We start from the raw sequence: 23,729 nt of genomic DNA on the forward strand, positions 1-23,729 counted from the left end.
GGGTGGGTTCCGCTGCGCGACGGCAGGCTGGGCCTCGCGGGGCGAAGGCGGGCTCGGCTCTACGGGGCTGCGACGGGCCGAGTGACGGAACTCGGGCCCAGCGGAGCCACGCCTGACGGCCGAGGGCCTGACAGAGGTGACCGGGTTGCCCGCGGCGCTGGGGTCCTCGGGCCACGAGACGGCTTGGCAGCGGGCTGGGTATCGCGAGGTGATGACAAGACCTGGCTCCGCGAGACGACAGCGGGCTGGGCTTCGCGGGCAACTGCGGGCTCGGCTCCGCAGGGCGACGACAGGCCAAGTTCCGCAAAGCCGCAGCGGGCCCGGCTCCGCGAGCCACGGCTCGATCGTGCGTCGGTGCGGAGTGATCGGGAACTCGGATGGCGTGAGCGGTGTATGAAAAGTAGAACCAGCCGGAGGGTGCGGTCGTGAGCCCGCCGTGAGAAGGCGCCGTACCCACTGGTGAGTGCCCGCCCGTCGAAAGGACCCGATCGTGCAACGTCGAGCCGTGTCGGCCGCCCTGGCCGTGACCGCACTCCTGCTGACGGCCGGGTGCTCCTCGGACGGGGGAGGATCTCCGGGCGACGGCACGAGTGCGTCGTCCGGCAGCAGCGGTACGGCGACAGGAGCGGCCTCGCCCTCCGCGCAGGCCGCCGAGGAGACACCGCCCGCCAAGGGCACGGTGAAGGTGCTGCGCACGGTCACCGAGGGGCTGAAGACCCCCTGGGGTCTCGCCCCGCTGCCCGAGGGGGATCTGCTGGTCTCCTCGCGCGACGACGGCACCATCACCCGGATCGCGGAGAAGACCGGCGCGAAGACCGAGTTGGGCACGGTGTCCGGGGTCTCCGCGGCCGGCGAGGGCGGGCTCCTCGGGATCGCGCTGTCCCCGGACTTCGCCTCGGACCACATGATCTACGCCTACTTCACCTCGGCCTCGGACAACCGCATCGTCCGCGTCCTGTACGACGAGAAGAAGCTCGCCGGTGAGCAACTGGGCGCTCCCGACACGGTCTTCAAGGGCATCCCCAAGGGCTACATCCACAACGGCGGCCGCATCGCCTTCGGCCCGGACGGCATGCTGTACGCGGGCACGGGCGAGAGTGGTCAGCGCGGACTGGCGCAGGACAAGAAGTCCCTCGGCGGCAAGATCCTGCGGCTGACCCCGGAAGGCGACCCGGCGCCGGGCAACCCGTTCCCGAACTCGCCGGTGTACACCTACGGCCACCGCAATGTGCAGGGCCTCGCCTGGGACTCCAAGCAGCGGATGTTCGCCTCGGAGTTCGGCCAGGACACCTGGGACGAGCTGAACGCGATCACCCCGGGCGACGACTACGGCTGGCCGGACGCGGAGGGGAAGGGGAGCAATCCCGAGTACCACAACCCGATCGCCCAGTGGCACACGGACAACGCCTCCCCCAGCGGCATCGCCTATGCCGAGGGTTCCATATGGATGGCGGGGCTGAAGGGCCAGCGCCTGTGGCGCATCCCGCTGGACGGCACGAAGGCGTCCGCCGCCCCGCAGGCCTTCCTCACCGGCGAGTACGGCCGGTTGCGGACCGTGGTGTCGGCCGACGGCGACAAGCTGTGGCTGATAACCAGCAACACGGACGGCCGGGGCACGCCTAAGTCGGGGGACGACCGGATTCTGGAGCTTCAGGTGACGTAGCGGCCGGGTCGGCGGAGGGATCGTGCGCCGGCGTGCGGTGATCGGGGTCGGGGTCGGGGTCGGGGTCGGGGTCGGGGTCGGGGTCGGGGTCGGGGTCGGGGTCGGGGTCGGGGTCGGGATCGGGATCGGGATCGGGATCGGGATCGGGATCGGGATCGGGATCGGGATCGGGATCGGGCAAGCGTACGACCACCCTGCCGGACTCCAGGTCTATCGGCCCGCGCCCGGGGTCGCCGTCGGCGACATCGACCCTGGTCAGCTCAAGCCGGTTGGCCTCGTCCTGGGTGTGCTTGCGGCCCGGTGAGAACAACTCCTCGAACATGTTGAACACGGCGCCTCCCCTGGCCGGTCCCCTACAGCGTACGACTCATCGCGCGGAGCGCACGGTGAGCGGGTCGGGCGGGAACAGCTCCAGCCGGTGCGCCACGGCCGCGGCCTCGCCCCGGCCGGAGACACCGAGCTTGCCCAGAATGTTCGAGACGTGGACGCTCGCGGTCTTCGGGGAGATGAAGAGTTCCTCGGCGATCTGCCGGTTGGTGCGGCCGGCGGAGACCAGCCGCAGGACGTCCCGCTCACGGCTGGTGAGGCCGAGCGCCTCGACGGGGTCGGCGGGGACCGCTCGCCGCGCCGGGACCTTCGTGAGCGTCAGCCGGGCCCGCTGGGCGAGCAGCGCGACGGCATCGGTGAGCGGGCGGGCACCGAGGTGCTCGGCGACGGCGGCGGCCAGCCGGAGCGGTTCGGTGGCGCGGTCCCGCTCGTCGTCGCCCCCGTCGGGGTCGGAGAGCAGCGCCTCGGCCAGGCAGTGCCGGACGCGGGCGAGGTCGTAGGGGCGGTCGAGGCATTCGAAGGCGGCGACCGCCTCGGACCAGTCGGCCGGGGTGGAGCGGCCCTCGGCGTGCCGCAGCTCGGCGCGGAGCCAGCGTTCGTGCGCCTGCCAGACGGGGACGTTGGTGGGGACCGGCTTGGCGGCCTCCCGGATGCGTTCGAGAACCTTGGGGCGGCCGGGGTCGGCGATGGGCAGACCGACGGCCCGGGTCTCGGCGACGGCCGCGGTGACCAGCAGGGGCCAAGCCTCGAAGTGGGTGCCGGGGCGGAAGCCGGAGTCCAGGACCTGTTCGAGAGTGGCGCGGCTGTCGAGGAGGCGGCCTTCGGCGGTGGCGACCTGGAGTTCGATCCGCTCCAGGGGCAGATGGTGCTGGGGGGCGACGTCATGGGTGCCGAAGTGCTCGCGGGCGGCGGCCAGTTGGCGTCGGGCCTCGACCAGGTCGCCTCGGGCGAGGGCGAGTTCGGCGCGGATGCGGGCGTGGAAGCCGCGGGGTTTGGCGCTCTGGTCCACGCGCTCCGACTTGGTCGCGGCCTCGGCGGCCTCGTCCCAACGGCCCAGGGAGAAGAGGGATTCGGCGAGGTTGCCCCAGATCCAGGCCTCCTTGTCGAACTGGCCGAACTTCTTGGCGAAGGCGATCCCGGTCTCCAGGATGGGCACGGCCTCGCGGGAGCGGCCGATCGTTTCGAGGGAGGAGGGGAGGTTCACATAGCTGCGGCCGGCGACGGCGGAGATGCCTTCGGCGACCGTCCGTTCGTTGACCTCGACCAGTTCGGCGATGCCCGCCTCGACGTCGCCTGAGGCGACCATGAGGCCGGCCAGGGTGAGGCGGGCGTCCATCTCGATCTCGCGGGCGCCCACCATCCGCGCGTACTCGACCGCGCGCTCGGCGGCCACATAGGCGTCGGGTCCCGGCTCATGGACCATGGACCAGCCGGCGACCTTGGCGAGTACCTCCGCGTGCACTTCGGAGGGCGGCAGTCCGCGGACCAGTTCCTGGGCGGCGGCCAGTTCGGACCAGCCGTCGCCGCGGCCCTGGTGCCGGATCAGGACGGAGCGCTGCACCCAGAACCAGGCGGCCCGCAGGGGGTCCCCCTCGTCCTCCAGGAGGTGCAGTGCCCGCTTGGTGATCTTCAGGGCGCGGTCGCGCTCCCCGCTCAGCCGTCCGGCGACGGCGGCCTCTGCCATCAGGTCTAGGTAGCGCAGGGGAGTGGTCTCGGGGTCGCAGCCACAGGGCGGATAGACCTCGGTGTAGTCGACGGGGCGCAGGCCGGCGCGTACGGCGTCGGGGGCGGTGTCCCAGAGCTCCATCGCCCGCTCCAGGAGCCGTAGTTGCTCGGAGTGGGCGTGCCGGCCGCGGGCCGCGACGGAGGCGTCCAGGACGGCGGGGAGGGCCTTGGCGGCGTCGTGGGCGTGGTACCAGTAGCTCGCCAGGCGCATGACGCGCTGGTCGGCGGGGACGAGCGTGGGGTCGGCCTCCAGGGCCTCGGCGTAGCGGCGGTTGAGGCGGGAGCGCTCGCCGGGCAGCAGGTCGTCGCCGACGGCCTCGCGGACCAGGGAGTGGCGGAAGCGGTAGCCGTCGTCGCCGGGGGCGACCTGGAGGATGTTGGCACCGACGGCGGCCCGCAGTGCCTCGATGAGGTCGTCCTCGGCGAGCCGGGCGACGGCGGCGAGCAGCCGGTACTCGACGGTGGACCCGCCCTCGGCGACGATCCGGGCGACCCGCTGGGCGCTCTCGGGCAGTGACTCGACCCGGACGAGGAGCAGGTCGCGCAGGGAGTCGGTGAGGTTGCTGCGGCAGCCGTCGTGGGCGGCTACGGCGAGTTCCTCGACGAAGAAGGCGTTGCCGTCGGAGCGTTCGAAGATCTCGTCGACCTGGGCGGGGTCGGGTTCGGCGGCGTGGATGCCGGCGATCTGGCGGCCGACTTCCTGCCGGTTGAAGCGGCCGAGTTCGATCCGGCGGACGGTGCGGAGCCGGTCGAGTTCGGCGAGCAGGGGGCGCAGTGGGTGGCGGCGGTGGAGGTCGTCGGCGCGGTAGGTGGCGAGGACGAGGAGGCGGCCGGTGCGCAGGGTGCGGAAGAGGTAGGCGAGGAGGTGGCGGGTGGAGGCGTCGGCCCAGTGCAGGTCCTCCAGGGCGACGACGACCGTGCGGTCGGCGGCGACGCGCTCCAGGAGGCGCGCGGTGAGTTCGAAGAGGCGGGCCATGCCCTCCTCGTCATGTCGGCCGGCTCCTCGTCCGGTGGGTGTCTCCGCCAACTCGGGGAGCAGCCGGGCGAGTTCCTCCTCCTGGCCGGCGGCCGCGACGGACAGCTCTGCGGGCAGCGCGCGGCGCAGGGCCCGCAGAGAGGTGGAGAAGGGAGCGAAGGGCAGCCCGTCCGCGCCGATTTCGACACACCCGCCGAGCGCGACGACAGCGCCCTGCCGACAGGCCGCGGTGGCGAACTCCTCGACCAGCCGGGTCTTGCCGACGCCGGCCTCGCCGCCCAGCAGTAACGCCTGCGGCTCGCCCGCGGCGGCGCGGGCGAGCGCATCGTTCAGCGTGTCCAGTTCATCGGCGCGACCGACAAAGACCGGACTGACGGACCTGGTCTCCACGGCCCCGAGCATGTCACGCGGGTCCGACAACACGGCACCGGTTTTCCACCGGACGGCCACGGCCGGGACCGCCCCACCGTCCTGCCGGGCAGACACCGCACGACCACCCTGTCGAGCGGACACCACAGGACCGTCCTGCCCGGCGAGCGCCGCACGACCACCCTGCCGAGCAGGGGCCACAGGACCGTCTGGCGCGGCGGATGCCACACGACCGTCCTGTCCGGCGGACACCGCACGACCACCCCGCCCAGCAGGGGCCACAGGACCGTCTGGCGCGGCGGATGCCACAGGACCGTCCGGCGCGGCAGACACCGCACGACCGTCCTGTCCGCCGGACACCGCACGGTCGCCGTCCGGCCTGGCCGGCACCGTGCGGTCGTCGTCCTGGTGGCGCCGGGTGGTCACGACGCGCGGGCGAACAGGTGCCTGCGGGGGCCTTCGGTATGCACCTCGCCCTCGGCGGCCCGGCGGGCCTGTTCGCGGCGGGCGGCGCGGGCGGTGCGCACGGCCTCGCGGGCCAGGCGCTCGTTCGCGGCCTGGCGGCGGAGTTCGGCGGAACGGATCTGGTGGAGTTCGTACTCGTACATCTCAAGTCCCTTGGTGGAGGCGGTTGTCGGGCTTCGCTTTCTGCGATGCCTCAACCTTCGTCTCCCAGGGGGGTCCGCCACATCGGGAGAGTTCCGCATCTTGCGGAGCCGGGCGGGCCTTAGACATGCGTAAGGGGTCTTAGGGCCTCCGTAAGGTGCTTACGGAGGCCCTAAGACCCCTGATGAACCGCGGTGAATCAGGTCGCGGACGGCAGGCTGAGCAGCACGTCGGTGTACTTGAGGACGGCCAGGAGCAGTCCTACGACGCCGAGCGCGACGCCGGCCCAGGCGACCGACTTGATCCAGGTGGCCTGCGGCTTGCCGGGCGCGCCGAACGCGGGCCGGACCAGGGCCGCGACACCCACGAGCGCGCCCACGAGCGCGAAGATGCCGGCCCACAGCGCGGTGGTGTGCCACGCGTCGCCGTAGACCTCCTTGATCTGGGTGGCGACGCTCGCCGTGGAGGCGGTGTGGAGCTGGCCCACGAGGGTCTCGCGGGCGGCGGCGACGGAGCCGATCCAGCCGCCGGAGAGCGAGATGAAGCCGAGCGCGGCGGAGACCACGGCGGCGGCACCCTGGCCGACACCGGAGGAACCTTCCGGCTCCTCCAGCCGGAGCTTCGCGAGCTCGGCCGCGTACTCCTCCTCGGAGAGGTCGTCCTCGTCCTCGGCGGCTTCGACCTCGGCCTCGGCCTCGGTGGCCTCCGCGTTCGCGGTTTCCTGCTCGGTCACTTCCTCGTCGGTCTTGGTGACATCGGTCTTCGTCACATCGGTCTTGGTGACGTCGACGGTCTCCGCGTCGCTCTTCACCTCGGTGGCCTCGTTCGCGGCCTCGTCAACAGTCTTGGTACCCATGGTGCGCACGGTAGGGGTGGTTTCTGAGAAGTTCCTTAAAGATCGGCGTGCGCGGCATGCGCGCGTGCCTCGCGCCACTCGGGTGCGAGCACCGACCACACCTCTGTGTCGTGCCGAACGCCCCCGTGGGGGTGTGACTGGCGGAGGATCCCGTCCCTGGTCATGCCCATGCGGCGGGCAACATTCAGGCTCTTCTCATTGCCCGCGGCCGCATGCCATTCGACCCGGTGGATGCCGCGCTGCTCGACGGCGAAGTCGATGAGGATCCGTATCGCGCGCGTGATCAACCCGTGTCCGGCGGCGGCGGGTTCCAGCCAGCAGCCGACCTCGCAATTGCCCTGGTCGGCGTGGAAGTTCAGGAAGAGGACCCCGCCCACGAGCCTGCCGTCGGCCAGCCAGATGCCGTGCAGGGACGCGCTGTCGGCGGCGCGCAGATCGGCGTAGCGCTGGAGCATCTCCCGCGTGGACTCGACGTCCGTCGCCTTGGAGCCGAACGAGATGTACTGGCCGATGAACTCCCGGCCGCGGTCCAGATGCGCGAGGAACTCCTCGGCGTGCCACGGCTCCAGGGGACGCAGTTCGGCCCCGTCGTCACCCAGGGATATCGCGTACATCCTGCTCCCGCTCCTTCGCCAGGACGTCCGCCACCTCGGCGTCCGTCGCGGCGGCCAGCCTCTCATGGGCGGCGCGGCACTCGGGCGGCTCGATGCTGATGCGGGGCAGGACGCGGTCCAGGCCGCGCGGCAGCCACCAGTTGGCGCCGCCGAGCAGGTGCATGAGGGCGGGCACCAGGAGCGTACGCAGCACGAAGGCGTCCAGGGCGACGGCGGCGGCGAGCGCGATGCCGAACATGGCGATCACGCGGTCGCCGCTGAGCACGAAGGCGAGGAAGACCGAGATCATGATGACGGCGGCCGAGTTGATGACCTGGCTGGTCTCGGCCAGGCCGACGCGGACGGCCCGGCGGTTGTCGCCGGTTTCCAGCCATTCCTCGTACATCCGGCTGACCAGGAAGACCTGGTAGTCCATCGAGAGCCCGAAGAGGACCGAGACCATGATCACGGGGAGGAAGGGTTCGATCGGCCCGGCCCGGCCGAGGCCCAGGAACTCGCTCCCCCAGCCCCACTGGAAGATCGCGACGACGACCCCGAAGGCGGCGGCCACTGCGGCGACGTTCATCGCGGCGGCCTTGAGCGGTATGCCGATCGACCGGAAGGCGAGCAGGAGCAGCACACAGCCGAGCGAGATGACGACCCCGACGAACAGCGGGAGCTTGCCGACGATGACGTCCGCGAAGTCGTCGTAGCTCGCCGTCACCCCGCCGACATGGATGTCGAGCGAGGTGCCCGTCTCGGCCCGGGGCAGTACCTCGGTGCGCAGCCGGTCGACGAGGTCGCTGGTCCTCTGGGACTGCGGTGCCGAGTCCGGTACGACGCTGAAGTACCCGGTGGAACCGCCACTGTCGTAGGTCACCGGGGTCACGGAGGCGACGCCCTCGGTGGTGCGGAGCGTGGCGTCGAGGTTGTCGAGGGTGAGCTTGTCCTCGGCACCGTCGATCTTCGTGACGAGGGTGAGAGGGCCGTTGACGCCGGGTCCGAATCCGGCCGCGAGGAGGTCGTAGGCCTGGCGGGTGGTCGACGACTTGGGGTCGTTGCCCTGGTCGGAGGTCCCCAGGTGGAGGGCGAACGTGGGCAGGGCGAGGACGGTGATGACGACCAGCGCGAGGGTGCCGAGGAGTTTGGGGTGGCGCTCGACGAACGCGGACCAGCGGGCGGCGAGGCCGGTGGGCAGTTCCGGCTGGGGCCCGTGCTCGGCCAGCCGGCGGCGTTCGCGGCGGCTGAGGGCGCGCGGGCCGATGAAGGACAGCAGGGCCGGAAGGAGCGTCACGGAGGCCGCGACGGTGAGCACCACCGTCAACGAGGCGGCGATCGCGACCCCGTTGAGGAAGCCGAGCCGCAGGATCAGCATCCCCAGGAGGGCTATGCACACGGTGGCGCCCGCGAAGACGACCGCGCGCCCGGTGGTGACGACCGCGTTGGTGACCGCCTCCGTGACGGACAGTCCGCGTTTCAGCCCGCGTCGGTGTCTGGTCACGATGAACAGCGCGTAGTCGATGCCGACGCCGAGCCCGATCAGCATGCCGAGCATGGGCGCGAAGTCGGCGACGGTCATCGCGTGCCCCAGGAGCACGATCGCCGCGTACGCGGTACCGACGCTCAACAGGGCGGTGCCGATGGGCAGTAGAGAGGCCGCGAGGGACCCGAAGGCGAGGAACAGCACGAGGGCGGCGACGGCGACCCCGACGATCTCGGCCGTATGCCCGCTCGACGCCTCGGTGAGCGCGATGGCGCTGCCGCCCAACTCGACCTGGAGCCCGTCCGTCTCGGCGGACTTGGCGGCGCGGACGACCGCCTGCGCCTCGGCCTTGTCGATGTCCTCGGCCTGGTGCGCGAAGGTGACGGTGGCGTACGCGGTCCGCCCGTCGGCGCTGATCCGGCCGGTGCCCTGCCCGTCGTAGGGACTGACCACGGAGGCGACTCCGGGCAGGCCGGCGATCCTGTCCAGGGCGTCGGTCATGGTCTGTTCGACGTCGGCGGCGCGGACGGAACCGGGTGAGGTGCGCCAGACCACGGTGTCGCTGTCGCCGCCGAGACCCGGGAACCCCTCCTTGAGCAGCTGCGTCGCGCGGCCCGATTCGGTGCCGGGGGCCTCGTAGTCGTTCGAGTACGCCGAGCCGGTGACGGCGGCGGCCGCGGTGACCCCGCCGAACGCGAGGAGCCACAGCAGGACGGCGACGAGGCGGTGCCGAACACACCAGCGTGCAAGGGCTGCCACGAACGTGCTCCCGGGGATGGCGAGTTGTGGATCTTTGACCGGGAAACATCGTCCGAAGGATGAACAGCCCGCAAAGAACGCATGAGCGATACGCGGCCCACTCTCGCAGCCGAAAGTGATCGTTCCTGACGTTCGCGGGCTTCCTCACGAGAGTGGGAGCCAGATCACAGGACAGTAACGGCGACTCTGTCACCCCGGCCGGTGCCTCAGTCGAACTGGTCCCCCAGCGCCATCACCATCGCGCCGACGACCAACAGCCAAAGCGCCCGTCTGGTACGGCCCCTGGCCCCGAGGACCGCGGCGAGCGCACACAGCGCCGCACCCACCGCATACGCGGCCGGGACGAGCACCGGTGCGGAGCCGGTGGCTCTCAGCGCCGCCGCGGCCACCCCGGCGAGGGCCAGCACGGCGCCGGTCAGGACCGCCGTCCAGCGGGCCCGCCGCGCGTCCAGTGCCAAGTCGCCGAAGTCGTCCGATTCGGACAACCCGGATGATTCAACATCTCCGCGTCCGTCCATGGCGGGCGAGCGTAGCGCCTCCGCCTGAGAAACCTGGTGCGCGGCCAACCGACGTCCTCCACAATCTCGTTGCTCTCCCACAGGAAGCTACGCAGAACCGGAGGAGCCCGTTCACCGATGTCCGACACCGACCTGACCAACCGCCTGACCCACCCCCACTACCCGCGCAGCAACACCTACGACGTCCGCTGGACCATCGAGAACCAGATGGGCCCGCACGCCTTGTGGCTACTGGAGTGGCTGGCTCCCGCCCTCGGCCTCGACGCGCTGCGCCCCGGCGCGCGCGTGCTCGACCTGGGCTGCGGCCGCGCCATGACCTCCGTCTTCCTCGCCAAGGAGTACGGCGTCCAGGTCACCGCCGCCGACCTGTGGGTGAAGCCCGACGAGAACGCCGTACGGATCGCCGAGGCGGGCGTCGCGGACCGCGTGCTGCCGCTGCACGTGGAGGCACACGATCTGCCCTTCGCGGAGGGCACGTTCGACGCGATCGTGTCGATCGACGCGTACCAGTACTTCGGCACCGCCGACCTCTATCTGCCCACGCTGACACGGCTGTTGAAGCCGGGCGGCCGGATCGGGATCGTCGTTCCCGCCCTCAAGGAGGAACTGTCCGGCGACGAACCGCCGGAGCACCTGAAGCCCTTCTGGGATCCCGGCTTCTGGGCCTTCCACACCCCCGCCTGGTGGCGCCGCCACTGGACGCGCGGCGGGACCGTGGAGGTCGAGGCCGCCGACTGGCAGCCCGACGGCTGGAAGGACTGGCTGCTGTGGAGCGAGGTGTGCGCCGAGGAGAGTCCCTACGACTGGATGGCGCGGATGGCCCGTGAGTCGGTGGAGCTGGTGACGGCCGACCAGGGCCGACTCCTCGGCTTCGCCCGGGTCGTGGGCCGCAGGACGTAGGGCCTGTCCGGCAGATCCTCAACGGGAACGGCCCCGGAGACCGTGTCTCCGGGGCCGTTCGCGGCGTACTGGCTCAGCCTTCGCTGACGCCCAGTTGCTCCAGGATGAGCTCCTTGACGCGGGCCGCGTCGGCCTGGCCGCGGGTGGCCTTCATGACCGCGCCGACCAGGGCGCCGGCCGCCGCGACCTTGCCGCCGCGGATCTTGTCGGCGATGCCCGGGTTGCCGGCGATGGCCTCCTGGACGGCGGTGGTGAGGGCGCCGTCGTCGGAGACGACCTTCAGGCCTCGCTTGTCGACGACCTCGTCCGGGGTGCCCTCGCCGGCGAGGACGCCTTCGATGACCTGGCGGGCCAGTTTGTCGTTCAGGTCGCCGGAGTTGACCAGCGCGGTGACCCGGGCGACCTGCGCCGGCGTGATGGGCAGCTCGTCGATCGAGGTGCCCGACTCGTTGGCGCTGCGCGCCAGTTCGCCCATCCACCACTTGCGCGCGGAGGTCGAGTCGGCACCGGCGTCGATCGTCGCGACGATGGAGTCGATGGCACCGGCGTTGAGGATCGACTGCATGTCGAACGCGCTGATCCCCCACTCCTCGCGCAGCCGGTTGCGGCGGGCCAGCGGCTGCTCGGGCAGCCCGGTTCGGATCTCCTCGACCCACTCGCGCGAGGGGGCCACCGGCACCAGGTCCGGCTCGGGGAAGTACCGGTAGTCCTCCGCCTCCTCCTTCACACGGCCCGAGGTCGTCGACCCGGTGTCCTCGTGGAAGTGGCGGGTCTCCTGGATGATCGTGCCGCCGGAGTTCAGCACCGCGGCGTGGCGCTGGATCTCGTAGCGGGCGGCACGCTCCACGGAGCGCAGCGAGTTGACGTTCTTCGTCTCGCTGCGGGTGCCGAACTTCTCGCGGCCGTGCGGGCGCAGCGACAGGTTGACGTCGCAGCGCATCTGCCCCTGCTCCATGCGCGCCTCGGACACACCGAGCGCCCGGATCAGCTCGCGCAGCTCCGCGACGTAGGCCTTGGCGACCTCGGGAGCGCGCTCACCGGCGCCTTCGATCGGCTTGGTGACGATCTCGATGAGCGGGATGCCGGCGCGGTTGTAGTCGAGCAGCGAGTGCGAGGCGCCGTGGATACGGCCCGTCGCGCCGCCGACGTGCAGCGACTTGCCGGTGTCCTCCTCCATGTGGGCGCGCTCGATCTGCACCCGGAAGGTCTCGCCGTCCTCCAGCTGGACGTCCAGATAGCCGTTGAAGGCGATCGGCTCGTCGTACTGGGAGGTCTGGAAGTTCTTCGGCATGTCCGGATAGAAGTAGTTCTTCCGGGCGAAGCGGCACCACTCGGCGATCTCGCAGTTCAGCGCGAGGCCGATCTTGATGGCGGACTCGACGCCGATCGCGTTGACGACCGGGAGCGCGCCGGGCATGCCGAGGCAGGTCGGACAGGTCTGCGAGTTGGGCTCGGCGCCCAGTTCGGTCGAACAGCCGCAGAACATCTTGGTCCTGGTGCCGAGTTCGACATGGACCTCAAGGCCCATGACGGGGTCGTACGACGCGAGAGCGTCCTCGTACGACTCCAGGTCGGTCGTGGTGGTCACGGTGAACTTTCCCTCTCAGCCCAGCAGGACGTCGTCGTCGCCCAGCCGCTTCAGCTCGCGGTACAGGATGGCGAGGCCGGTGACGATCGCGACGGCGGAGACCGTGGCGTCGATCAGACGGAGCGTGTCGTGCTCGGTGCGCGCCTTCTTGATCTGCTTGGCGACACCCAGCGCGCCGAACGCGGTGGTGGCGATGGACACATACGTGCCGGACTTGGACTTCTTGAAGCCCTTGGCCTTCGACAGTGCGTTGCTCACAGCGACGGTGCCTCCTCAAGCAGCGGGTGGCCCCACTTTTCCACGAAGGCGGCCTCTACGGCGGCGCCGACCTTGTAAAGACGGTCGTCCTTCAGCGCCGGCGCGATGATCTGCAGCCCGACCGGCAGGCCGTCCTCCGGCGCGAGACCGCAGGGCAGCGACATGGCCGAGTTGCCCGCCAGGTTGGTCGGGATGGTGCACAGGTCCGCGAGGTACATCGCCATCGGGTCGTCGGCACGCTCGCCGATCGGGAAGGCGGTGGTCGGCGTCGTCGGCGACACGATCACGTCGACGCTCTCGAACGACTTCTCGAAGTCGCGGGTGATGAGCGTCCGGACCTTCTGGGCGCTGCCGTAGTACGCGTCGTAGTAGCCGGAGCTGAGCGCGTACGTCCCGAGCATGATGCGGCGCTTCACCTCGGGGCCGAAGCCCGCCTCACGGGTGATCGAGGTGACCTCTTCGGCCGAGTGGGTGCCGTCGTCGCCGCTGCGGAGGCCGTAGCGCAGGCCGTCGAAGCGGGCGAGGTTGGAGGAGCACTCGGAGGGCGCGATCAGGTAGTACGCCGACAGGGCGAGGTCGAAGGACGGACAGTCCAACTCGACGATCTCGGCGCCCAGTTCCTTGAGAACCTCTACGGCCTCGTCGAAGCGCTGGATGACACCGGCCTGGTAGCCCTCGCCGCGGAACTGCTTGACGACGCCGACGCGCATGCCCGCCACGCTGCCGTTGCGGGCGGCCTCGACGACCGGCGGGACCGGGGCGTCGATCGAGGTCGAGTCCAGCGGGTCGTGTCCGGCGATGACCTCGTGCAGCAGCGCCGCGTCCAGGACCGTACGGGCGCAGGGCCCGCCCTGGTCGAGGGAGGAGGAGAAGGCGACCATGCCGTAGCGGGAGACCGCGCCGTACGTCGGCTTGACGCCGACCGTGCCGGTGACGGCGGCCGGCTGGCGGATGGACCCGCCGGTGTCGGTGCCGATCGCGAGGGGCGCCTGGAAGGAGGCGAGCGCGGCGGAGGAACCGCCGCCGGAACCGCCGGGGATCTTGGTGAGGTCCCACGGGTTGCCGGTCGGGCCGTACGCGCTGTTCTCGGTGGAGGACCCCATGGCGAACTCGTCCATGTTGGTCTTGCCGAGGATGACGACGTCGGCGGCCTTCAGCCGCTTGGTGACGGTCGCGTCGTACGGCGGGATCCAGCCTTCGAGGATCTTCGAGCCGACCGTGGTCGGAATGCCCTCGGTGGTGAAGATGTCCTTGAGCGCGAGCGGTACGCCGGCGAGGGGGCCGAGCTGCTCGCCCCTGGCCCGCTTCGCGTCGACGGCACGGGCCTGCGCGAGGGCGCCCTCGCGGTCGACGTGCAGGAAGGCGTGCACCTTCGCGTCGACCTCCTCGATCCGGGCGAGGTGGGCCTCGGTGACCTCCACGGCCGTGAGGACGCCGGACGCGATGTTCGCGGCGGTCTCGGCGGCGGTGAGCCGGATGATGCTGCTGTGGTCCGTCATGGTGATTAGTCCTCCCCCAGGATCTGCGGCACCTTGAAACGCTGCTGCTCCTGGGCCGGGGCGCCGGAGAGCGCCTGCTCGGGGGTGAGCGAGGGACGGACCTCGTCCGCGCGCATGACGTTCGTCAGCGGCAGCGGGTGGGAGGTCGGCGGTACGTCTTGGTCGGCGACCTCGCTGACGCGGGCGACCGCGCCGATGATGTCGTCCAGCTGTCCCGCGAAGTGCTCGAGCTCTTCGGGCTTCAGCTCCAGACGCGCCAGCCGGGCGAGGTGGGCGACCTCCTCGCGCGTGATGCCAGGCATGCGGCGTTCCTCTGGGGTGAGTGTGTGTGGTTTGGCGCCAATCCTATGGGGCGGGGGGCCTCAGCCGTTAAACGGTTTCGCCGGGGCCCCGGTCCTCAGGCTCGCGTGTCCCAGACCGCGCTCTTCGTGAAGTGGTTGTCGTACAGCTCCTGGACCGCCAGGAGGCTCTCCGGGCCGACCTCACCGAGGGCGATGCGCTGGAGGTGGCGGAAGTACGCGAAGCGTTCGACGCCGGGCGTGATGACGATGAGGAGGTCGGCGTCGGCACCCGGTGCGGCGGCGAAGGCGTGCGGCAGGCCGGGCGGGACGACGACGAGGTCACCGGGTCCGGCGGTGACGACCTGGTCGCCGGAGAGGATCTCGGCGGCGCCGTCGAGCAGGAAGAACATCTCCGCGGAGTTGTCGTGCCAGTGCGGTTTCGCACCGTCGGCTCCCCCGGTGAGGGTGACGCGCTGGGTGGACAGCGCACCGCCGGTCGCACTGCTGTCCGCCAGCAGCTTGACGGTGGTGGGCGCACGGCCGACGACCTCGGCCTCGGCATCACGGACGATCACGGACTCGTCGAACTTCGGTACGAGCAACGACATTTCCGGCCCCCTCCGGGCAAGGATCGAGCTGAGGATCAGACAGGGATCAGACGAGGAAAAGCAGAACGGCACTGATCAGTACAACGATCGCGGTGGCGAAGTGGATCCCGAAGGCCACGGCCTTCGCACCACCGTTCCGCAGCACGATCAGGGTGTCGCCGAACGGTATGACAGCCACGCAGAGCATGAACCAGGCCTCGGCATGGGCCCCGGCGAAGGCCAGCAGAGCCAGCCCGATCAGACCGAGCGTGCCGTCCCTGGAGCCCTTGATCGCGAGGTAGGCGCGGGCGTCGCCGGCGGGGTCGGCCGGTACGCCGTAGCCGGTGGCGGCGGGGCCGGGCCGGAACAGGAACCGGTACCCGAGGAACAGGCAGAACAGGTCCAGCAGGATCGCCAGGGTGTACGCGGTGATGGTCACGTCACTTCTCCTCGTCTTCGCTTCATGTCGTTGCCTGGTCTCGTTGCTTCGCCTTGCTTTCTAGCATCGCTAGCAACAAGAGCGAAGCTAGCAGAGCGACGACAGGAAGGCTAGCGATGCTAGAATTCCGGGCATGACGATTCAGACGCGCCGGGAGCGCGAGCGGGCGGACCGGGAGCGGCTGATCGTCTCGGCCGCACGGGAACTGGCCGAGACGGAGGGCTGGGACGCGGTGACCACACGGCGACTGGCCGCCGAGATCGAGTACAGCCAGCCCGTGCTCTACAGCCACTTCAAGGACAAGGGCGCCATCATGGCGGCGGTCGCGGTGGAGGGCTGCGCGGAGATCGCGGCCGAGATGCGCACGGCACGGCTGGCCGCGAAGGACACACGGGGGGCGCTGACCGCGGTGGGCGAGACATACACGTCGTTCGGACGCCGCCGCCCCGCCCTCTACGACGCGATGTTCACCCACATGGTGGACCTACCGTTCGCGACCCCGGAGGCACCGGCCCCTCTCCAGGCGGCCTTCGGTGAGATCCTCCAGGCCGTCGAGCCGATCGCGGCGAAGGGCGAAGACCCCGGCCTGCTTACGGAGACGTACTGGGCCGGCCTGCACGGCTTGGTGACATTGATGCGCAGCGGACGGCTACCCGAGGGGGCCCATGAGCAGCGCCTGGAGCTGTTGATCGCCCACTTCGCAGCAGGGTGAGGTGATTTCCTCAGGGGCGCGGGGCTGTGTCGATTTGCGGCTCCGCCGCGTGGGCGCGACCAGCCACGACGGGCCGGCACTCAAAAACTCACCCAATCCGCCCCGGATCATCGGCCGCAGCCGCGGGCAAGGCCGCCCGAGGCCGCTGCCACCCCCGGGACCCCCGCGCCCGCAACCAAGCCGTCATGTCCTCGGGAGGCATCGCCGCAGCGACAAGCCACCCCTGCACCGCATCACACCCCAGATCCCGCAACCGCTCCCACGTCTCGTCGTCCTCCACCCCCTCGGCGACGACAAGCAACCCCAGGGAATGCGCGAGATCAACCGTGCACCGCACGATCTCCGCGTCCTCCGTGTCCACCGCCAGCCGGGCCACGAACGACCGGTCGATCTTCAACTCACTGACCGGCAGCCGCCGTAGATGCACCAGGGACGAGTACCCCGTCCCGAAGTCGTCGAGCGACATCTTCACGCCGTGCCCGGTCAGCCCGTTGAGGGTGTCGGCGGCGCGCTGGGGGTCCTCCAGGAGGACGTGTTCCGTGATCTCCAGTTGCAGCGAGCCCGCCGGAACCCCGTGCCGGGCGAGGCGCGCGGCCACGGACCCCGCGAACCCGGGGGTGTGCACATCGCGCGGGGAGACGTTCACCGCGACCGGCACGAACAGCCCCTGGGCCCGCCACCTGGCGACCTGGGCGAGCGCGGTGTCGAGCACGTACTCGGTGAGATGGGGCATCAGCCCGGAGGACTCGGCGATCGCTATGAACTCGTCCGGCGGCACCTTCCCGCGCTCCGGATGCACCCACCGCACCAACGCCTCGAGCCCGGCCACCTGACCGTCGAAGCGCACCTTGGGCTGGTAGTGCACCTGCACCTCGTGCGCGTCGAGCGCCCGGCGCAGATCCCCCAACAGACCCAGCCGGTCAGGGGTGTTGGAGTCCCGCTTGGACTCGTAGACCTCTACGCCCGTACGGTCCCGCTTCGCCTGGTACATCGCCACGTCCGCCCGGCGCAGCAGCCCCTCGGCGTCCAGGGCGTGGTCGGGGAAGACCGCGACGCCCGCACTGGCCTCCAGGACGAGCGTGAGCCCGTCGAGGTCGAGCGGGGAGCTGAGCGCGGCGACGAGGTTGCGGGCGACCCGGGTCGCGGACGTGGTGGAGTCGGCGACGGGCAGCAGGACGGCGAACTCGTCGCCGCCGAGCCGCGCGGCCTCCGCCCCGCGCGGCAGCGCCACCCGCAGCCGGTCGGCTATCTGCAACAGCAGCCGGTCACCGGCCAGATGACCGAGGGTGTCGTTGACCGATCGGAAACGGTCGAGGTCGATCAGCATGAGGGCGGCCTTGGCGCCGATGCGCTCGGCGTCGTCCAGCGCGGTCCAGATGCGCTCCAGGAGCCACTGCCGGTTGGGCAGCCCGGTCAGCGGGTCACGCAACTGTTCCTCGGCCCGGGCTCGAGCCATCCACAAGGTGGAGTCGAGGGCGATCAGCGGGATCGAGAACAGCGGCAGCAGGACCGGCTGGGCCACGGCGACCACACAGATCAGCGGGGCGATGCCGAGCAGGGCGACCGCGACCAGGCCCTGTCTGAGCAGGGCGGTGCGGGCGACGGTGGGCAGTCCGCCGTGGCGCGGGGCGTGCAGGTACCAGAGCAGGGTGCGGGTCACGGCCAGATAGGCGACGGCGACCAGGATCACCTCGGGCGCGGTGTAGACCGTCCAGGTGTCGGGGTTCCAGGGCTTCTCGACGGACGGCACCCGGCCGAACGCGCCCAGCACGAGTGCTCCTGCGGCGATGCCGAGGATGTCCACCGCGCCGTGCAGCACGCCCTGGCGCCAGCGGTTGCGGCGGGCTATGCCGACCAGGACGACGACGGTGAGGCTGACCATGCCGGCGGCGACCCAGCCGTAGAGCAGCAGGACGCCGAGGGTGAGGGCGGCGCCCGAGCCGGTGCCGCCCCACCAGCGGGCGCGGCCGAGGGCGACCAGGTGGCCGACGATGATGCCGGTCAGGACGGCCAGCGACCAGCCGACCGTGCCCGACGGGAAGAGCGCGTGGTCGCCGGTGAACGCCCGGAAGAATCCGGCCCCGAGGACGAACGCGGCCGTGACCACGACCGCCGTGGGCAGCGCGGGCCAGGTGAGATGACGGTCGCCGTCGCCGGGCAGTCCTGTGCCCGGGTCGGCGGAGAGCGGTACGGAGTGCCGGGCGTCCGGTGTGGAGTACTGTCCGGTGGCGCGCGGCTGGGCGCCCGGACGCTCCACGGGTCGCGCTCCCCAACGACTCTTCCGCCAGGCGCCGGTGAGCCGGCGCAGCGGAGAGTCCGGGGGGGCGCTCTCGGTCGGTTCCATTCCCGTCCCTCTCACAGCCGGCGGTGCCCACGCCACGCGGTCCGATGCCCGACTTCCGTCAACGGCACCGCGTTTGGAAAACCCCTCCCCCTGCTCACCAAGAGCAGGGGGTTGCCCCAACCGCAGCTGGGCACGGCAGGTGCACACCTCAACAGTAGGCCGCAGAAGGCTTCCACGGGCAGCGGTCGTAGACGGTTGCCCGAATGCGACCCGGCCACCCGTATGCATCTGGTATGCGCCGATCGGGTGGGCTTCAACCGCTGCTCCTCGCTACTCCACGACCGGAAGCGCGACTTCGGCGGCCGCCTCCGGCCCCTGTTCCAGCAGGACTTTGAAACCGTCCTCGTTCAGAACAGGCACCTTGACCTGCATCGCCTTGTCGTACTTCGAACCAGGATTGTCACCTACGACGACGAAAGACGTCTTCTTCGAAACAGAACCGGTCACTTTCGCTCCCCGGCTCTGCAGGGCGTCCTTCGCCCCGTCCCTGGTGAAGTGCTCGAGTGTGCCGGTCACGACGACGGTCAGCCCCTCCAGCGGGCGCGGGCCCTCGTCCTCGGCGGAACCCTCCTCCTCCATACGGACCCCGGCGGCCCGCCACTTGCGGAGGATCTCCTGGTGCCAGTCCTCGGCGAACCACTCCTTGAGGGAGGCGGCGATGATCGGGCCGACGCCCTCGGTGTTCGCCAGCTCCACCTCCTCGGCCTGCTCGATCCGCTCGATCGAACGGAACGCGCGGGCCAGCGCCTCGGCCGCGACCGGGCCGACATGACGGATCGACAGACCCGTGAGGACGCGGGCGAGCGGGCTGTCCTTGGCCGCCGCGATGGTCTCCAGCATCGCCAGCGCGTTCTTCTTGGGCTCGCCCAGCTGGTTGGCGAAGACCGTCGCGATCTTCTCCTCGCCGGTCTTCGGGTCGCGCTTGGGCAGCCCGCTGTTCTGGTCGAGGACGTACGCCTTGATGGGCAGCAACTGCTCGATGGTGAGGTCGAACAGGTCGCCCTCGTCCGTGAGCGGCGGGTCCGCCGGCTCCAGCGGCTTGGTGAGCGCGGCGGCCGACACATACCCGAAGTGGTCGATGTCGAGCGCCTTGCGGCCCGCGAGGTAGAAGAGCCGCTCCCTCAACTGGGCAGGGCAGGCACGGGCGTTCGGGCAGCGGAGGTCGATGTCGGCCTCCTTCATCGGCCGCAGCGGCGTACCGCACTCGGGGCACTCGGCCGGCATCACGAACTCCCGCTCGCTGCCGTCGCGGAGGTCGGCGACCGGGCCGAGAATCTCCGGGATCACGTCACCGGCCTTGCGCAGCACCACCGTGTCGCCGATGAGAACGCCCTTGGCCTTGACGACCTCCTGGTTGTGCAGCGTCGCGAACTCGACCTCCGAGCCCGCCACCGTCACCGGCTCGACCTGGGCGTACGGCGTGACCCGGCCCGTACGGCCCACGCCCACGCGGATGTTGACGAGTTTGGTGTTGACCTCCTCGGGCGCGTACTTCCACGCGATCGCCCAGCGCGGGGCGCGGGAGGTGGAGCCGAGGCGTCCCTGGAGCGGGATCTCGTCGAGTTTGACGACCACGCCGTCGATCTCGTGCGCGACGGAGTGCCGGTTCTCGCCGTAGTACCGGATGAACTCCCGTACGCCGTCGAGGTCGTCGACCACCCTGTTGTACGTGGACGTGGGCAGGCCCCAGGTCTTCAGCAGGGCGTACGTCTCGGAGAGGCGGGTGAGGGCGTCGAAGCCCTCCAGGGCGCCGATGCCGTGCACGACCATGTGCAGGGGGCGGCCGGCGGTGACGCGGGGGTCCTTCTGGCGCAGTGAACCCGCCGCCGCGTTACGGGGGTTGGCGAAGGGCTTGTCGCCGGCCTCGACCAGCCGGGCGTTGAGCTCCTCGAACTTCTCCATCGGGAAGTAGACCTCGCCGCGGATCTCCACGAGGTCGGGCACGCGCTCACCGGTCAGCCGGTCCGGGATCTCCGCGATCGTGCGGACGTTGGGCGTGATGTCCTCGCCCGTACGACCGTCGCCGCGGGTCGCCGCGCGCGTGAGGCGGCCGTGCTCATACGTCAGGTTGACGGCGAGGCCGTCGACCTTCAGCTCGCACAGGAAGTGGTAGTCGGAGGTGCCGACGTCCTTGTGGACGCGCTCGGCCCAGGCGGCGAGCTCCAGGTCGTCGAACGCGTTGTCCAGGGAGAGCATGCGGGAGCGGTGGACGACGGAGGTGAACTCCGTCTCGTACGCCCCCGCGACCTTCTGGGTCGGCGAGTCCGGCGTGCGCAGCTCGGGATACTCCTCCTCCAACGCCTCCAGGGCGCGCAGGAGTTGGTCGAATTCCGCGTCGCTGACGACCGGGGAGTCGTTCACGTAGTACCGGAAGCGGTGCTCCTCGATCTGCTCAGCGAGCTGCGCGTGCTTCTCCCGTGCCTCTGCGGGCACCGCCGTCTCCGCTTGCCTGTCGCCGGCCACCGTGTTGTCCTTCCGTCACTCAGGGTTGTCCGCGAGGGATCTCGCCGCCCGGACGCAGTGGGCGAGAGCCTTGCGCGCGTACTCGGGGGAAGCCCCCGCGAGTCCGCACGACGGGGTGATCGTGACCGCCTCCGCGAGAAGTCCCGGTCGCAGCCCCAGCCTGCGCCACAGCGTCCTGACACCCATGACGCTACCGGCAGGGTCCGACAATGCGGTGTCCGTGCCCGGCACGACACCGGCGAAGAGCCGGGTGCCGGACTCGACCGCCTCGCCGATCACGTCGTCGTCACGCTCGGTGAGGAGCGAGAAGTCGAAGGAGACCCCGGCCGCGCCCGCCCGGCGCAGCAGGGCGAACGGGACGTCCGGTGCGCAGGAGTGGACGACGACCGGGCCGTTCGTGTGCACCTCGACGACGTCGCGGAGTGTGCTCTCGACGAGTTGGCGGTCGACGGAGCGGTAGGTGCGGTAGCCGCTGGCGGACCTGACCTGTCCGCGCAGGACGCCGATCAGGGACGGCTCGTCGAGCTGGAGCACGATCTGGGCGCCGGGGACGCGGCGTTGGACGTCGGCGAGGTGATTGCGCAGCCCCTCGGCGAGCGAGCCGGCCAGGTCGCGGCAGGCGCCGGGGTCGGAGAGCACGGCCTCGCCGTTCCTCAACTCCAGCCCGGCGGCGAGGGTCCAGGGTCCTACGGCCTGCACCTTGAGCGGCCCCTCGTACCCCTGGGTGAACTCCTCAAAGGCGTCGAGGTCCTCCCCCAGCCACGCCCAGGCCCGCTTCGTGTCCCGCCCCGGCCGGTCCCCGATCCGCCAACCACTGGGCTCCACACGCGCGTACACCTCGACGAGCAGTCCGGCGGTCCGGCCGATCATGTCCGCGCCGGGTCCCCGGGCCGGCAGCTCGGGCAGGAACGGGAAGTCCTCGAAGGCCCCGGTCGCGGTCTTCGCGGCCTCGCGGGCGTCGCTGCCGGGCAGGGATCCGATACCGGTCGCCGCGCCGAAGCTGAACTGGCTGTTGTTGCTCACCCCGGAAGCCTAAGCCGCCGACACTGGGGCGGATCCCGGGGTGCCGTCGGCTTGATGGTGCCGATCCGGACTTCAGCGCATCCGGATCCCGAGCCGCTCCAGGAACCCGACCAGTTGCTCCGGATCCGCCACCTCCAGGTTGTTCCGGAATCGGCCGCGCTCCCAGGAGACGTCCGTCTCGCCGTGCACGCTGCCGCTCCCGATGAACTCGCCCTCGGCGTCGAGCAGGGCGATGGTCATGCTGCCGTGGCAGCGGCAGATGTCGTCTATGAACTCGCCGGTCGTGGTGAGGGTGCGCAGTTCCGCGAGGTCCTCGGCGTCGAACACCTCACCCATGAGCCGCCGTTCGGCGAGCGGTCCACCGTCGTCGCCGCGTGCGAGGACGACCGCGGCCTCCGTACGCCCCCAGACCTCGTCGAGCCAGTCCCGGACCTCCGCGCCGTTCGCCCTGTTCCTGCGCTCCGGCCCGGTCACCGTCCCGGCCGCACCGTCAGGTCGTTGACCTCCGCGTCCCCCGGCAGATCGATCGCCATGAGGATCGTCGTCGCGACCGACTCGGGGTCGATCCACTGGGAGGGGTCGTACGGCTTGCCCTCCTGTTGGTGGACCTTGGCCTGCATGGGGCTGGCGGTACGGCCGGGGTAGACCGAGGTGACGCGGACGCCGTTGCCGTGTTCCTCGTGGCGCAGGGAGTCCGCCAGGGCCTTCAGGCCGTGCTTGGAGGCGGCGTACGCGGACCAGTCGGCGCTCGCCCGCAGGCCGGCGCCGGAGTTCACGAAGAGGACATGGCCGCCGGAGAGCCGCAGTTGGGGCAAGAGGTGGCGGGTCAGTTCGGCGGGGGCGATCAGGTTGACGTTGAGCTGGTGGCGCCAGGTCTTGGGGGTCAGGTCGCCCACCGGGCCGAGGTCGACCACCCCGGCGATGTGCAGGAGCGTGTCCACCCGGTCGGGCAGGCTCTGGTGCGAGAACGCCCAGCTCAGTCTGTCGGGATCCGCCAAGTCGCCCACCAGGGTGCGCGCCCCGGGATACTCCGCCGCCAGTTCCTTCGCGCGGCCCGCGTCGCGCGCGTGGAGCACGAGTTCGTCCCCGCGCGCGTGCAGCCGGCGGGCGACGGCCGCGCCGATGCCGGAACCGGCCCCGGTGATCACATGTGTAGCCATGCCCGCCATGCTCGCATCAGCGGGTACCGAAACCCGCGGCGGTAGCCGCTTATGTCACAGCCTCCAGGTAGGCCAGCGCCCCCACCGGCTCCTCCGCGAAGAACACCAGGTCGGTGAGCGGGACGGGCAGGAACCCCTCGTCCTCCATGCGCCGGAACTGGGTCTTCAGGCCGTCGTAGAAGCCGGCGGTGTTCAGCAGCACCACCGGCTTGTCGCTGTGGCCGTGCTTCTTCAGTTCCAGGATCTCCGTCGCCTCGTCCAGCGTCCCGGCACCGCCCACCATGACGACCACGGCGTCGGCCTTCTCCAGGAGCAGCCTCTTGCGTTCGGCGAGGTCGGCCGCGATCACCATCTCGTCGACACCCGGCCGTGCCGTCGCCGCCAGGAGGGTCACCGAGACGCCCACCAGCCGTCCACCGGCCGCGTGTACGCCGTCGGCGACCACCTTCATGAGCCCGGAGTCGGAACCGCCCCACACGTGGGGGTCCCCCCACGCCCTTAAGGCCAATGCCGTTGCTTTAGTGGTCGTGCCACCGGTTGTTCAGGGTGACGACGACCGGCGGGCGGCGGCTGCTGGCGGGTTCGCCTGGGGCTTTGCTG

General features: G+C 70.8%; 21 protein-coding genes and 1 pseudogene. 3 read left to right on the forward strand and 19 right to left on the reverse strand.

What is annotated here, in order from left to right:
- Positions 1-505 precede the first annotated feature (505 nt).
- Entirely contained in the window at positions 506-1,663 is a 1,158-nt protein-coding gene (locus tag ACIRRY_RS31120; RefSeq protein ID WP_403979085.1) for a PQQ-dependent sugar dehydrogenase, read from the forward strand.
- Here ACIRRY_RS31120 and ACIRRY_RS31125 read toward each other — a convergent pair.
- From ACIRRY_RS31125 to ACIRRY_RS31155, 7 genes are all read right to left on the reverse strand, one after another.
- On the reverse strand, positions 1,620-1,985 hold the full coding sequence (locus tag ACIRRY_RS31125) for a DUF6191 domain-containing protein (protein WP_403979088.1): 366 nt from the start codon (positions 1,983-1,985) through the stop codon (positions 1,620-1,622). The two genes, ACIRRY_RS31120 and ACIRRY_RS31125, sit on opposite strands and share 44 nt — an antisense overlap.
- 45 nt (positions 1,986-2,030) lie before the next feature.
- Positions 2,031-5,093, reverse strand: a complete 3,063-nt coding sequence (locus ACIRRY_RS31130) for an AAA family ATPase (protein WP_403979090.1) — start codon at positions 5,091-5,093, stop codon at positions 2,031-2,033.
- A gap of 389 nt (positions 5,094-5,482) precedes the next feature.
- Entirely contained in the window at positions 5,483-5,668 is a 186-nt protein-coding gene (locus tag ACIRRY_RS31135; protein WP_403979018.1) for a hypothetical protein, read from the reverse strand.
- A gap of 197 nt (positions 5,669-5,865) precedes the next feature.
- Positions 5,866-6,522: a hypothetical protein gene (locus ACIRRY_RS31140; RefSeq protein WP_403979021.1), complete on the reverse strand. Its 657-nt coding sequence runs from the start codon at positions 6,520-6,522 to the stop codon at positions 5,866-5,868.
- Positions 6,523-6,557: 35 nt separating this feature from the next.
- A complete protein-coding gene (locus tag ACIRRY_RS31145; protein ID WP_403979024.1) occupies positions 6,558-7,136 on the reverse strand; it encodes a GNAT family N-acetyltransferase in 579 nt (192 codons plus the stop codon).
- Complete coding sequence (locus tag ACIRRY_RS31150) at positions 7,114-9,357, reverse strand: MMPL family transporter (RefSeq protein WP_403979027.1); 2,244 nt, start codon at positions 9,355-9,357, stop codon at positions 7,114-7,116. Before ACIRRY_RS31150 ends, ACIRRY_RS31145 begins: the two co-directional genes overlap by 23 nt.
- A gap of 206 nt (positions 9,358-9,563) precedes the next feature.
- A complete protein-coding gene (locus ACIRRY_RS31155; RefSeq protein WP_403979030.1) occupies positions 9,564-9,875 on the reverse strand; it encodes a hypothetical protein in 312 nt (103 codons plus the stop codon).
- 117 nt (positions 9,876-9,992) lie between these two features.
- On the opposite strand from ACIRRY_RS31155, the gene ACIRRY_RS31160 reads away from it, so the two are divergent.
- Positions 9,993-10,775 carry an SAM-dependent methyltransferase gene (locus tag ACIRRY_RS31160; protein WP_403979032.1) on the forward strand — a complete coding sequence of 261 codons (783 nt, stop codon included), beginning with the start codon at positions 9,993-9,995 and terminating at the stop codon, positions 10,773-10,775.
- 73 nt (positions 10,776-10,848) lie between these two features.
- On the opposite strand, the gene gatB is transcribed toward ACIRRY_RS31160, so the two are convergent.
- The 6 genes from gatB to ACIRRY_RS31190 form a co-directional block, all read right to left on the reverse strand.
- Positions 10,849-12,363, reverse strand: coding sequence for an Asp-tRNA(Asn)/Glu-tRNA(Gln) amidotransferase subunit GatB (gene gatB, locus ACIRRY_RS31165; RefSeq protein WP_403979035.1), 1,515 nt, complete (start codon positions 12,361-12,363; stop codon positions 10,849-10,851).
- Positions 12,364-12,378: 15 nt separating this feature from the next.
- A complete protein-coding gene (locus ACIRRY_RS31170) occupies positions 12,379-12,621 on the reverse strand; it encodes a hypothetical protein (protein ID WP_019068646.1) in 243 nt (80 codons plus the stop codon).
- On the reverse strand, positions 12,618-14,120 hold the full coding sequence (gene gatA / locus ACIRRY_RS31175) for an Asp-tRNA(Asn)/Glu-tRNA(Gln) amidotransferase subunit GatA (RefSeq protein WP_403979038.1): 1,503 nt from the start codon (positions 14,118-14,120) through the stop codon (positions 12,618-12,620). Before gatA ends, ACIRRY_RS31170 begins: the two co-directional genes overlap by 4 nt.
- A gap of 5 nt (positions 14,121-14,125) precedes the next feature.
- Positions 14,126-14,422: an Asp-tRNA(Asn)/Glu-tRNA(Gln) amidotransferase subunit GatC gene (gene gatC / locus ACIRRY_RS31180; protein WP_007384860.1), complete on the reverse strand. Its 297-nt coding sequence runs from the start codon at positions 14,420-14,422 to the stop codon at positions 14,126-14,128.
- Between the two features lie 95 nt (positions 14,423-14,517).
- Positions 14,518-15,009: a cupin domain-containing protein gene (locus tag ACIRRY_RS31185; RefSeq protein ID WP_403979040.1), complete on the reverse strand. Its 492-nt coding sequence runs from the start codon at positions 15,007-15,009 to the stop codon at positions 14,518-14,520.
- A 46-nt stretch (positions 15,010-15,055) separates the two neighbouring features.
- Positions 15,056-15,427 carry a DUF4267 domain-containing protein gene (locus ACIRRY_RS31190; RefSeq protein WP_403979042.1) on the reverse strand — a complete coding sequence of 124 codons (372 nt, stop codon included), beginning with the start codon at positions 15,425-15,427 and terminating at the stop codon, positions 15,056-15,058.
- 133 nt (positions 15,428-15,560) lie between these two features.
- Here ACIRRY_RS31190 and ACIRRY_RS31195 point away from each other — a divergent pair, with 133 nt between their 5' ends.
- On the forward strand, positions 15,561-16,139 hold the full coding sequence (locus ACIRRY_RS31195; protein ID WP_403979044.1) for a TetR/AcrR family transcriptional regulator: 579 nt from the start codon (positions 15,561-15,563) through the stop codon (positions 16,137-16,139).
- Between the two features lie 88 nt (positions 16,140-16,227).
- On the opposite strand, the gene ACIRRY_RS31200 is transcribed toward ACIRRY_RS31195, so the two are convergent.
- The 6 genes and pseudogenes from ACIRRY_RS31200 to ACIRRY_RS31225 form a co-directional block, all read right to left on the reverse strand.
- Positions 16,228-18,483: a putative bifunctional diguanylate cyclase/phosphodiesterase gene (locus tag ACIRRY_RS31200; RefSeq protein WP_403979046.1), complete on the reverse strand. Its 2,256-nt coding sequence runs from the start codon at positions 18,481-18,483 to the stop codon at positions 16,228-16,230.
- Between the two features lie 270 nt (positions 18,484-18,753).
- Entirely contained in the window at positions 18,754-20,946 is a 2,193-nt protein-coding gene (gene ligA / locus ACIRRY_RS31205; protein ID WP_403979048.1) for an NAD-dependent DNA ligase LigA, read from the reverse strand.
- 15 nt (positions 20,947-20,961) lie between these two features.
- Positions 20,962-21,969 carry a methionine synthase gene (locus ACIRRY_RS31210; protein ID WP_403979050.1) on the reverse strand — a complete coding sequence of 336 codons (1,008 nt, stop codon included), beginning with the start codon at positions 21,967-21,969 and terminating at the stop codon, positions 20,962-20,964.
- 72 nt (positions 21,970-22,041) lie between these two features.
- Positions 22,042-22,443, reverse strand: coding sequence for a hypothetical protein (locus tag ACIRRY_RS31215; protein WP_403979052.1), 402 nt, complete (start codon positions 22,441-22,443; stop codon positions 22,042-22,044).
- Positions 22,440-23,138: an SDR family oxidoreductase gene (locus tag ACIRRY_RS31220; RefSeq protein ID WP_403979054.1), complete on the reverse strand. Its 699-nt coding sequence runs from the start codon at positions 23,136-23,138 to the stop codon at positions 22,440-22,442. Before ACIRRY_RS31220 ends, ACIRRY_RS31215 begins: the two co-directional genes overlap by 4 nt.
- A 40-nt stretch (positions 23,139-23,178) precedes the next feature.
- A pseudogene (locus tag ACIRRY_RS31225) lies at positions 23,179-23,619 on the reverse strand (LOG family protein); the annotation flags it as partial.
- Between the last annotated feature and the right edge of the window lie 110 nt (positions 23,620-23,729).

The sequence above is a fragment of the Streptomyces sp. NPDC101776 genome, assembly GCF_044766845.1.
In the GTDB taxonomy this organism is placed as follows: Bacteria; Actinomycetota; Actinomycetes; order Streptomycetales; family Streptomycetaceae; genus Streptomyces.